Below are 11,413 nucleotides of genomic sequence, written 5' to 3'. Positions count from 1 at the left end.
CGCCCGGAGCGGGCGGTCGCGGCGGCCAAGGGCCGCAGGCATCCGCCGCGACCGTGACCGCCTACCCTTGTCGCCATGAGCAGCATCGACCGGAGCCAGTCAGTGGGCGGCACGCGCACCTACGAAGTACGCACCTACGGGTGCCAGATGAACGTCCACGACTCCGAGCGATTGTCCGGCCTGCTGGAGGACGCGGGCTACGTCCGCGCCCCCGAGAGCGCCGACGGCGACGCGGACGTCGTCGTCTTCAACACCTGCGCCGTGCGGGAGAACGCCGACAACAAGCTGTACGGCAACCTCGGCCACCTCGCCCCCAAGAAGGCGAGCCGGCCCGGGATGCAGATCGCGGTCGGCGGCTGCCTGGCGCAGAAGGACCGCGACGCCATCGTGAAGCGCGCGCCCTGGGTGGACGTCGTCTTCGGCACGCACAACATCGGCAAGCTGCCGGTGCTGCTGGAGCGCGCCCGTGTGCAGGAGGAGGCGCAGGTCGAGATCGCCGAGTCCCTGGAGGCGTTCCCGTCCACGCTGCCCACCCGGCGCGAGAGCGCCTACGCGGCCTGGGTCTCCATCTCCGTCGGCTGCAACAACACCTGCACCTTCTGCATCGTCCCGGCACTGCGCGGCAAGGAGAAGGACCGCCGTCCCGGCGACATCCTGGCCGAGGTCGAGGCCCTGGTCGACGAGGGCGTCAGCGAGATCACCCTGCTCGGGCAGAACGTCAACGCCTACGGCTCCGACATCGGCGACCGCGAGGCCTTCGGCAAGCTGCTGCGGGCCTGCGGGAACATCGACGGCCTGGAGCGCGTCCGCTTCACCTCCCCGCACCCGCGCGACTTCACCGACGACGTGATCGCCGCCATGGCCGAGACGCCGAACGCGATGCCGCAGCTGCACATGCCGCTCCAGTCCGGCTCCGACCGGGTGCTGAAGGCGATGCGCCGCTCCTACCGGCAGGAGCGCTACCTGGGGATCATCGAGAAGGTGCGGGCCGCCATCCCGCACGCCGCGATCACCACCGACATCATCGTGGGCTTCCCCGGCGAGACCGAGGCGGACTTCGAGCAGACCCTGCACGTGGTGCGGGAGGCCCGGTTCGCCCAGGCCTTCACCTTCCAGTACTCCAAGCGGCCCGGCACCCCGGCGGCCGACATGGCGGGGCAGATCCCCAAGGCGGTCGTCCAGGAGCGTTACGAGCGCCTCGTCGCCCTCCAGGAGGAGATCTCCTGGGAGGAGAACAGGAAACAGGTCGGCCGCACCCTGGAGCTGATGGTCGCCGAGGGCGAGGGCCGAAAGGACGGCGCCACCCACCGCCTCTCCGGCCGCGCCCCCGACAACCGCCTCGTGCACTTCACCAAGCCCGGCCAGGAGGTCCGCCCCGGCGACGTGGTGACCGTCGAGGTCACCTACGCCGCCCCGCACCACCTCCTCGCCGAGGGCGCGGTGCTCGACGTGCGCCGCACCCGCGCGGGCGACGCCTGGGAGAAGCGCAACGCGGCCGAGCAGACCAAACCCGCGGGCGTGATGCTGGGCCTGCCCGGGATCGGTGCTCCCGCGCCCCAGCCGGCCATGGCGAGCGGCTGCGGCTGCGACTGACCGCGGGGTGTCGGGCGGCGGCCGCCGGCGCGGGGCTACGCTGCCGATCATGCTTGTCGCCGCCGCCGTCTGCCCCTGCCCGCCGCTCCTCGTACCGGAGGTCGCCGCGGGCGCCGCGCCCGAGCTGGACGCCGCGCGTGCCGCTTGCACGGACGCGCTGGGCGTGCTCGCCGCGGCCCGCCCCGACCGGCTCGTGGTCGTGGGGCCCGCCGACTCCGCCGGGCCCGAGGCCTACCCCCAGGGCACGCGCGGCTCGTTCCGCGGCTTCGGCGTGGACCTGGACGTGCGTCTGGGCGCGCCCGTCGGCGCGGAGGGCGGCCCGGCGGACGGACCCGGTCTGCCGTACGGGCTCGCCGTGGGCGCCTGGCTGCTCGGGCGGACCGGGTGGGCCGACGCCCCCGTCGAGGGCGTCGGAGTGGGGGAGGCCCTGCCCGCCGAGCGCTGCGCCGCCCTGGGGCGGGACATCGCGGCGCGGGCCGGGCGGGTGGCGCTGCTGGTGCTGGGCGACGCCAGCGCGTGCCGCACGGTCAAGGCGCCCGGGTACCTCGACGTGCGGGCGGCGCCCTTCGACGCGGAGCTGGGACGCGCGCTGGGCGCGGCGGACGCGGCGGCGCTCGCCGCGCTGGACGCCGTACTCGCCCGCGAGCTGCGGGTGTCGGGCCGGGCGCCCTGGCAGGTCCTCGCGGGCGCGGCAGGGGACACGCCTCTGGCCGGCGCGCTGCTGTACGAGGACGCGCCGTACGGGGTGGGATACGTCGCGGCGGCCTGGTCGTAGCCGGGCACGGACCGGCGGACGGCCCGGGGCCGATCCGCAGATCGCTCCGTGACCGCCCGCCGCAGTGGCCGGTGCTCGCCCGCGCGCCGGGGCGCCCGGGTCAGGAGGCCGGAGGCGGTCCCGCCGGCGGGGTGGTGTCCGGCTTGCCGCTGTCCTTGCCCTTGTCCTTGCCCTCGTCCTTCTGGGCAAGGCGGTCCACGGCGCCCTTGGCCTTGCCCGTGCCCGTCTGGATACGGTCGCTGTACTTGCCCTTGGTCTTCTCGTCGACGGTCTGCGCCACCTTGTCGAGACCGCGATCGATCTTGTCCCCGTGCTGCTGTGCGAGGTCGGAGACCTTGCCCTTCGCCGGTTCGAGTCTGGCCTTGAAGTTGTCCAGAAGACCCATGGTTCGCCTTCCCTCACGGGGCAGTCAGGTGCGGGCGCCCTTGTCGGCCTCGTTGTCGACGGCCTCCACGGCGGACTGCTGCTTGGGGATGCCGACACTCTCCGAGTCGGCGGCCCCCGCGGTCTCAGCGGCCTGCGCCGCGTTCTCCTCCGTGGCGCGCCCGGTGTCCGGGGTGCCGGCCCGTGTCTCGGCGGCCGGCGCCCCTTCGGTGGCCGCCTTCTCCTCGGTGGTTTTCGACCTCCGAAGAAGCCGTGCAAGAACGCCCATGTCAACTCCATACGTTACTCGTGCGAGCGATGTCCCGCGGCATCCGGTGGCCCGTTCGCGTATCCGGTGCCATCGCCCCGGTGCTCCGGGGAGCGGGAACCTCGCAACGGGCAACGACCCCGGCTCCCGCGCCGTCACGTAACTCGTTCGGGGGTGAGGTGGGAGGTTTGCGAGACTGGTCCGGTGAGCAGCACATCCACGCCTCCCCGCGTCATCGCCGTAGTCGGACCCACCGCGGCCGGAAAGTCCGATCTGGGCGTCTTCCTGGCCAGGCGGCTCGGCGGCGAGGTCGTCAACGCCGACTCCATGCAGCTCTACCGGGGGATGGACATCGGTACCGCCAAGCTGACGCCCGAGGAGCGCGGCGGCGTCCCGCACCATCTGCTGGACATCTGGGACGTGACGGTCACGGCGTCCGTCGCCGAGTACCAGCGGCTGGCGCGGGAGCGGATCGACGCGCTGCTCGCCGCGGGACGCCGGCCGATCCTCGTCGGCGGTTCCGGCCTCTACGTCCGCGGCGTCGTCGACAACCTGGAGTTCCCCGGCACGGACCCCGAGGTCAGGGCCCGGCTCGAGGAGGAGCTGGCACAGGAGGGCTCGGGGGCGCTGCATGCCCGGCTGACCGCCGCCGACCCGGAGGCCGGCCGGGCCATCCTGCCCGGCAACGGGCGCCGGATCGTGCGCGCCCTGGAGGTGATCGAGATCACCGGCAAGCCCTTCACCGCCAACCTCCCCGGCCACGACTCCTTCTACGACACCGTGCAGATCGGCGTCGACGTGGCGCGCCCCGAGCTGGACGAGCGCATCGCCCGCCGGGTGGACCGGATGTGGGAGGCCGGTCTGGTGGACGAGGTGAGCGCACTGCGGGCGCAGGGGTTGCGCGAAGGGCGTACGGCGTCGCGCGCGCTGGGCTACCAGCAGGTCCTCGCGGCACTCGCCGGCGAGTGCACACTCCACGAGGCACGCGCCGAGACCGTCCGCGCCACCAAGCGCTTCGCGCGCCGTCAGGATTCGTGGTTCAGGCGCGATCCGCGGGTGCACTGGTTGAGTGGGGGAGCGGCGGATCGCACGGAACTTCCGCGGCTCGCCCTGTCGTTGGTCGAACGACCGGTTACAGCCTGATCACGTGATGGCATCGGGACGCCCCGGCCGTCATCCCGGCCTTCGGCGGCGTGCCATCATCGAGCTTCGATCGACCGAGTGAGTCCTAGTTGGGAGGGCGCGTGGCGATGGAGGCCGGCCCTCGTGACACCGCACCGAGTACCGGGCACGGCAGCGCCGGCCACGGCGAACCGGAGCCGGACGCGGTCGCTCTGAGTCCCGACGGACCCGACGAGACGCCGGTGGGCGTGACCACGGACGGTCCCGGGCCCGGCGAGATGTACGGGGACGAGGTCGAGGTCGAGCTGCGTCCGCAGGGACGGCTGCGGGTCTGGCAGCTCGCGCCCGTCGTCTGCCTCGCCGCGGTCGGCTCCCTGATGTTCGCCTTCCCGCTCGCCTTCGACTTCGGCGACAGCGGCGCCGTGATCGCGATGCTGGGGCTGCTGATCTGCTCCTGCGCGGCCGGCTGGGGCATGATGGCCGCCCGCCGGGTCGGCTACACCTGGCCGGGCCTGCCGCAGCGCGGATCGGGGCGCCGTGCCGACTGGCGGATGATCCTCGTGTACGCCCTGGCGGTCGCCGCCGTCGTCGTCCTGGCGGTGTGGCGGGTGGCCCGCCTGCGGGGCTGACCCGGGCCCACCGCCGCGCTGCCGGCGGCCACGCGCGCGTGCGCCCCGCGGGCCCCCGCCCGCACCACCCGTCCCGTTGCCGTCCCGTCGTACCCACGCCGTACGATCGAGGAATGAGCACGCGGATCGCCTTCCTCAAGGGTCACGGCACCGAGAACGACTTCGTGATCGTCCCGGACCCGGAGAACGCCGTCGCGCTGCCCCCCGCCGCCGTGGCCGCCCTGTGCGACCGCCGGGCGGGGATCGGCGGCGACGGACTGCTGCACGTGGTGCGGTCCGCGGCGCACCCCGAGGCCAGGGGCATGGCGGCCGAGGCGGAGTGGTTCATGGACTACCGCAACGGCGACGGCTCGGTCGCGGAGATGTGCGGCAACGGCGTGCGGGTCTTCGCGCGCTACCTCCAGTACGCGGGACACGCCACCGAGGGCGACCTCGCCGTCGCCACGCGCGGGGGCGTGAAGAGCGTGCACCTGGCCAAGAACGGCGATGTCACGGTCCGTATGGGCCGCGCGCTGCTGCCCGAGGGCGACGTTGAGGTGAGCGTGGGCGAGCACAGCTGGCCCGCACGGAACGTGGACATGGGCAATCCGCACGCGGTCGCCTTCGTCGACGACCTCCGCCACGCGGGCGACCTGACCGCCCCGCCGCCGTTCCGGCCGGCCACCGCCTACCCGGACGGTGTGAACGTCGAGTTCGTGGTCGACCGCGGCCCCCGCCACGTCGCGATGCGCGTCCACGAGCGCGGCTCCGGGGAGACCCGCTCCTGCGGCACCGGCGCCTGTGCCGTGGCCGTCGCCACCGCCCGCAGGGACGGCGCCGACCCGGCGGTCACCGGCACCCCGGCGACGTACACGGTCGATGTGCCCGGCGGCACCCTGGTGATCACCGAGCGCCCCGACGGCGAGATCGAGATGACGGGCCCCGCGGTGATCGTCGCCCGCGGAGAGTTCGACTCCGCCTGGCTGGAAGGGGTACTCGGCTGAACCACCACACGATGAACCACGGCCCGATGAACCACAGCGCGGTCCATGACACTCAGTGCGAAAACGTAAACCCTCGGACCATCGCTCGAATGGGTGATCCGTTTCACGCTCGGCGAGAGGCGGTCGGCGGCACATGATGGGCTCGATAGCATCAAGCACCGGCCCGGACGGGGGACCGACACCATCCCCTGAGCCGTGTCCGCCCTGGGATACCCCGTCCGCCGGTCCGCGCAGCCGGAGGTGCCCATGAATGCGGAGGCCGTGAATCCAGCGAGCCCAGGCCCTGTGCCGCCCGCGGTCCCCGGCGCCGTCGCGCCGGCGACCCCCCGCCGGAAGACCCGGCCCCGGATCGACCTGCGCCGCCTGGGCCGTGCCGCCCTGCTCGGCACCACCGCCCGCGGCCGGCTGCCCGACGCCATCGGCCACGTCGTCGAGGCCCACCGCGCCCACCACCCCGACGCCGACCTCGACCCGCTGCGCCGCGCCTATGTCCTGGCCGAGTCCTCGCACCGCGGCCAGATGCGCAAGAGCGGCGAGCCGTACATCACCCACCCCCTCGCCGTCACCCTGATCCTCGCCGAACTCGGCGCGGAGACCACCACGCTGACCGCCTCCCTCCTCCACGACACCGTCGAGGACACCGAGGTGACGCTCGATCAGGTCGGTGAGCAGTTCGGCGCCGAGGTCCGCTATCTCGTCGACGGCGTCACCAAACTGGAGAAGGTCGACTACGGCGCCGCCGCCGAACCCGAGACCTTCCGCAAGATGCTCCTCGCCACCGGCAACGATGTCCGCGTGATGTCGATCAAGCTCGCCGACCGGCTCCACAACATGCGCACCCTCGGCGTGATGCGCCGCGAGAAACAGGAGCGCATCGCCAAGGTGACCCGCGACGTGCTCATCCCGCTCGCCGAGCGGCTCGGCGTGCAGGCGCTCAAGTCCGAGCTGGAGGACCTCGTCTTCGCGGTCATGCACCCCGAGGAGTACGAGCACACGCGGGAGCTGGTCACCGAGAACGCCGCCCGCGCGGACGACCCCCTCGCCGAGGTCGCCGACGAGGTGCGCAAGGTGCTGCGCGAGGCCGACATCCCGGCCGAGATCCTCATCCGGCCCCGCCACTTCGTCTCCGTGCACCGCGTCTCCCGCAAGCGCGGCCCGCTCGGCGGCGCCGACTTCGGCCGGCTGCTGGTGCTCGTGCAGGAGGACGCCGACTGTTACGCCGTCCTCGGTGAACTGCACACCTGTATGACGCCCGTCGTCTCGGAGTTCAAGGACTTCATCGCCGTCCCCAAGTTCAACCTGTACCAGTCGCTGCACACCGCGGTCTCCCGCGCGTGGGACGGCCAGGTCGTCGAGGTCCTCATCCGCACCCACCAGATGCACAAGGTGGCCGAGGCCGGTGTCGTCGCGCTCGGCAACCCCTACGCCTCGCCGCCGGAGGAGCAGCAGGCCGCGGGCGACGGCGAACGCGCCGACCCGACCCGGCCCGGCTGGCTGTCCCGGCTGCTCGACTGGCAGCGCGGCGCCCCCGACCCCGACACCTTCTGGTCCACCCTGCGCGAGGACCTCGCCCAGGACCGCGAGATCACCGTCTTCCGCCCCGGCGGCGGCACCCTCGGCCTCCCCGAGGGCGCCACCTGCGTCGACGCGGCCTACGCCCAGTACGGCGAGGACGCGCACGCGTGCATGGGCGCCCGTGTCAACGGCCGCCTGGCGACCATGAGCACGGTGCTGAGAGACGGCGACACCGTCCAGCTCCTGATGGGCCAGGACCCCGCGTCCGAGCCCTCCAGAGAGTGGCTGGAGCACGCCCACACGCCCGCCGCGCGGATCGCCATCCAGCGCCGGCTCGCGGCCCACCCGGCGCCCGCCGAGGCACAGGACCCGGCCCGCGGCCCCGCCGCCGACGCCCCGCGCCCGGCCACCGACGGGCCGGCCCCCCGCCCCGCCTCCGCCGATGTCCTCGTGGACCCGCCGGGCGCGAGTGTGCGGCTGGCCGGCTGCTGCACCCCCGTACCGCCCGACGAGATCACCGGCTTCGCCGTACGCGGGGGAGTGGTGACCGTGCACCGCGCCGGATGCCCGGCGGTGACGCGGATGAAGAACGGGGGGCGTACCGAGGTCGGTGTGCGCTGGGGCGAGAGCAGCGAGTGCCGGGTCACGCTGCTCGCCGAATCGTTCGGCCGCCCGCACCTCCTGGCCGACCTCACCGAGGCCATGGCCGTCGAGGGCGCCGAGATCGTCTCCGCGACCGTCGAGCCCCCGGACCGGCAGCGGGTGCGGCACACCTACACCGTGCTGCTCCCGGACGCGGCCCGGCTGCCCGCCCTCATGCGCGCGATGCGCGACGTGGCCGGCGTGTACGACGTCAGCCGGGCACAACCGCAGCCGACGAACGCCTGAGCGGCGCGCCGGGGCCTACCCGTTCGGGTGCAGCGGGCGCGCGCCGTCGCCGCAGCACACGCGCGCGCTGATAGCCGTGAGGGATGCTGCACACCCCTCACACCTCCACTCCGCGGTCCCGCGCGCGCTCCCGGCGCCGGCTCAGGGCCGTGGCGCTGCTCGCCTCGGCGGTCTCCGTCTGCCTGGTCGCGGCGAGCGCCCCGCCGGCCCCTCTCGGTGTCGGCGACCGCCTCTTCCCGTACCTCGGGAACCCCGGCTACGACGTGACGGCGTACGACCTCTCCTTCACCTACTCCGGCAGCAACAGCGAGCCGCTGAAGGCCGTCACCACCATCGACGCCCGGACGACGGCCGGCCTGGACCGGATCAACCTCGACTTCGCCCACGGGACGGTCGACTCCGTCGAGGTCGACGGCGAGGCGGCCGGCTTCGTCACGGCCGGTGAGGACCTCGTCGTCACGCCCGAGGAGGCGCTCGACAAGGGCGAGCGGATGCGGATCACCGTGCGGCACAGCAGCGACCCCGTGTACCCCGAGGACCGGCAGGGCGGCTGGGTGCGCACCGCCGACGGCCTCGCCATGGCCAACCAGGCCGACGTCGCCCACCTGGTGTTCCCCTGCAACGACCACCCCTCGGACAAGGCGCGGTTCACCTTCCGCGTCACCGCCCCCAACGGGCTCACCGCCGTCGCGAACGGACTGCCGACGGGCGTGGAGCGGACCGGCGGAGCGACCACCTGGACCTACCGGACCGAGCACCCCATGGCCACCGAACTCGCCCAGGTGTCCATCGGCCGCTCCACGGTGCTGCACCGCACCGGCCCGCACGGACTGCCCGTCCGGGACGTCGTGCCGTCCGAGCACCGCGCGGCGCTCGAACCGTGGCTGGAGAAGACGCCCGCCCAGATCGCCTGGATGGAGAAGAAGGTCGGGCGCTACCCCTTCGAGACGTACGGCCTCCTCATGGCCGACGCCACCACCGGCTTCGAACTCGAGACCCAGACGCTCACACTCTTCGAGCGGGAGCTGTTCACCGAGCCCGCCTACCCCCAGTGGTACGTCGAGTCGATCATGGTGCATGAGCTGGCCCACCAGTGGTTCGGCAACAGCGTCAGTCCGCGCACCTGGTCCGACCTGTGGCTCAACGAGGGGCACGCCACCTGGTACGAGGCGCTGTACGCGCAGGAGACCGCGGACCGGCCCATGGAGGCGCGCATGAAGGCCGCCTACGGAGCCTCCGACCGCTGGCGCACGGCGGGCGGACCCCCGGCCGCCCCCAAGCCGCCCAAGCCCGGCAACAAGACCGGGATCTTCCGCGCCAACGTCTACGACGGCGCGGCCCTCGTGCTCTACGCCCTGCGCCAGGAGATCGGCGCTCCCGCCTTCGAGCGCGTCGAGGCGCAATGGGTCGGCCGACACCGGGACGGCACGGCGACGACCGCCGACTTCGTCCGGCTCGCCTCCGAGGTCTCCGGCCGCGACCTGGGCGACTTCTTCCAGGCCTGGCTGTACGGCGAGAAGACCCCGCCGATGCCCGGCCACCCGGACTGGAGCCCGGCGGCCACCGAGCAGGCGCCCGTCCCGGCCCAGAAGGCACACGGGAAATAAGGCGGTGACGAGACGGCCCGTGCCGTGCGACCATCTTCGGGACGGCGCGGCACGGCCGCGGGAATCTCCCCGGCCGCTCGTGCGTTGTTCCCAGTGCGGCGTCACCCGTGCCGCGCGACTCTTTCCCAGCCACGTAAGGACCCAATGACCTCCTCTTCTTCCCCCTCCCAGGACACCAAGCGTCTCGCGCAGACCTACCCCGAGGGCCTTCGGGCCGATGCCCTGATGGAAGAGGACGTCGCCTGGAGCCACGAAACCGACTCACAGCGGGACGGCGAGCAGCTCGACCGCTCCGACCGCGCGGCTCTGCGCCGGGTCGTGGGCCTGTCCACCGAACTCGAGGATGTCACCGAGGTCGAGTACCGCCAGCTCCGTCTGGAGCGGGTCGTCCTCGTCGGCGTGTGGACCTCGGGCACCGTGCAGGACGCGGAGAACTCCCTCGCCGAGCTGGCCGCCCTCGCGGAGACCGCGGGCGCGCTCGTGCTCGACGGCGTCGTCCAGCGCCGCGACAAGCCCGACGCCGCCACCTACATCGGCTCCGGCAAGGCCGAGGAGCTGCGGAACGTCGTCTTCGACACGGGCGCGGACACCGTCATCTGCGACGGTGAGCTGAGCCCCGGACAGCTGATCCACCTTGAGGACGTCGTCAAGGTCAAGGTCATCGACCGCACGGCCCTGATCCTGGACATCTTCGCCCAGCACGCCAAGTCCCGAGAGGGCAAGGCACAGGTCGCGCTCGCGCAGATGCAGTACATGCTGCCGCGACTGCGCGGCTGGGGCCAGTCGCTGTCCCGGCAGATGGGCGGCGGCAAGGGCGGCGGCCTCGCCACCCGCGGTCCCGGTGAGACCAAGATCGAGACGGACCGGCGCCGGATCCGCGAGAAGATGGCGAAGATGCGCCGGGAGATCGCGGAGATGAAGACCGGCCGCGAGATCAAGCGCCAGGAGCGCAAGCGCCACAAGGTGCCCTCCGTCGCCATCGCGGGCTACACCAACGCCGGCAAGTCCTCGCTGCTCAACCGCCTCACGGGCGCGGGCGTGCTGGTGGAGAACGCGCTGTTCGCCACCCTCGACCCGACCGTGCGCCGCGCCGAGACACCGAGCGGCCGGCTGTACACGCTGGCCGACACCGTCGGCTTCGTCCGGCATCTGCCGCACCACCTGGTCGAGGCGTTCCGCTCCACGATGGAGGAGGTCGGCGACTCCGACCTGATCCTGCACGTGGTGGACGGTTCGCACCCGGTCCCGGAGGAGCAGTTGGCCGCCGTGCGCGAGGTGATCAGGGATGTCGGCGCCACCGACGTACCCGAGATCGTCGTGATCAACAAGGCCGACATGGCCGACCCGCTGGTGCTCCAGCGGCTGCTGCGGGTCGAGAAGCGCTCCATCGCGGTCTCGGCGCGCACCGGCCGGAACATCGACGCGCTGCTCGCCCTGATCGACGAGGAGCTGCCGCGCCCCTCGGTCGAGATCGAGGCGCTCGTGCCGTACACCCGCGGCAAGCTCGTCGCCCGCGCCCATGACGAGGGCGAGGTGATCTCCGAGGAGCACACCCCGGAGGGCACCCTGCTCAAGGCCCGGGTGCACGAGGAGCTGGCGGCGGAGCTGACGCCGTACACGCCGGCGCCGCTCGGCTGAGACCCGCAGGACAGCGGTGGAGGGCCCGCCCC

At 73.0% G+C, this 11,413-nt stretch carries 10 protein-coding genes; 8 read left to right on the top strand and 2 right to left on the bottom strand.

The window, feature by feature from the left end; translation table 11 throughout:
• Positions 1 to 75 precede the first annotated feature (75 nt).
• Both miaB and AC4IHM_RS08000 read left to right on the top strand, forming a co-directional pair.
• Positions 76 to 1,593, top strand: a complete 1,518-nt coding sequence (miaB, locus tag AC4IHM_RS08005; protein WP_490866394.1) for a tRNA (N6-isopentenyl adenosine(37)-C2)-methylthiotransferase MiaB — start codon at positions 76 to 78, stop codon at positions 1,591 to 1,593.
• A 49-nt stretch (positions 1,594 to 1,642) separates the two neighbouring features.
• The gene (locus AC4IHM_RS08000; protein WP_490866393.1) at positions 1,643 to 2,368 is read left to right on the top strand and encodes a class III extradiol dioxygenase subunit B-like domain-containing protein; all 726 of its coding nucleotides are present in this window, start codon (positions 1,643 to 1,645) and stop codon (positions 2,366 to 2,368) included.
• A 100-nt stretch (positions 2,369 to 2,468) separates the two neighbouring features.
• Here AC4IHM_RS08000 and AC4IHM_RS07995 read toward each other — a convergent pair whose 3' ends face one another.
• Together AC4IHM_RS07995 and AC4IHM_RS07990 are read right to left on the bottom strand one after the other, a co-directional pair.
• Positions 2,469 to 2,753 carry an antitoxin gene (locus tag AC4IHM_RS07995; RefSeq protein ID WP_490866392.1) on the bottom strand — a complete coding sequence of 95 codons (285 nt, stop codon included), beginning with the start codon at positions 2,751 to 2,753 and terminating at the stop codon, positions 2,469 to 2,471.
• A 24-nt stretch (positions 2,754 to 2,777) separates the two neighbouring features.
• Positions 2,778 to 3,020 carry a hypothetical protein gene (locus AC4IHM_RS07990; RefSeq protein WP_490866391.1) on the bottom strand — a complete coding sequence of 81 codons (243 nt, stop codon included), beginning with the start codon at positions 3,018 to 3,020 and terminating at the stop codon, positions 2,778 to 2,780.
• 183 nt (positions 3,021 to 3,203) lie between these two features.
• Between AC4IHM_RS07990 and miaA the strand changes: the two genes are divergently transcribed.
• From miaA to hflX, 6 genes are all read left to right on the top strand, one after another.
• Complete coding sequence (gene miaA / locus AC4IHM_RS07985; protein WP_490866390.1) at positions 3,204 to 4,142, top strand: tRNA (adenosine(37)-N6)-dimethylallyltransferase MiaA; 939 nt, start codon at positions 3,204 to 3,206, stop codon at positions 4,140 to 4,142.
• Between the two features lie 107 nt (positions 4,143 to 4,249).
• Positions 4,250 to 4,750, top strand: a complete 501-nt coding sequence (locus AC4IHM_RS07980) for a hypothetical protein (RefSeq protein ID WP_490870783.1) — start codon at positions 4,250 to 4,252, stop codon at positions 4,748 to 4,750.
• 113 nt (positions 4,751 to 4,863) lie between these two features.
• On the top strand, positions 4,864 to 5,733 hold the full coding sequence (dapF, locus tag AC4IHM_RS07975) for a diaminopimelate epimerase (protein WP_490866389.1): 870 nt from the start codon (positions 4,864 to 4,866) through the stop codon (positions 5,731 to 5,733).
• Between the two features lie 246 nt (positions 5,734 to 5,979).
• Positions 5,980 to 8,136, top strand: a complete 2,157-nt coding sequence (locus tag AC4IHM_RS07970; protein ID WP_490866388.1) for a RelA/SpoT family protein — start codon at positions 5,980 to 5,982, stop codon at positions 8,134 to 8,136.
• An 83-nt stretch (positions 8,137 to 8,219) separates the two neighbouring features.
• Complete coding sequence (locus AC4IHM_RS07965; protein WP_490866387.1) at positions 8,220 to 9,743, top strand: M1 family metallopeptidase; 1,524 nt, start codon at positions 8,220 to 8,222, stop codon at positions 9,741 to 9,743.
• 144 nt (positions 9,744 to 9,887) lie between these two features.
• A complete protein-coding gene (gene hflX / locus AC4IHM_RS07960) occupies positions 9,888 to 11,381 on the top strand; it encodes a GTPase HflX (RefSeq protein ID WP_490866386.1) in 1,494 nt (497 codons plus the stop codon).
• The last annotated feature ends 32 nt before the right edge of the window (positions 11,382 to 11,413 follow it).

It is taken from the genome of Streptomyces sp. SL06, from assembly GCF_058244745.1.
Note: the sequence above shows the minus strand (reverse complement) of the source record. Positions and strands in the feature narration are given on the sequence as shown.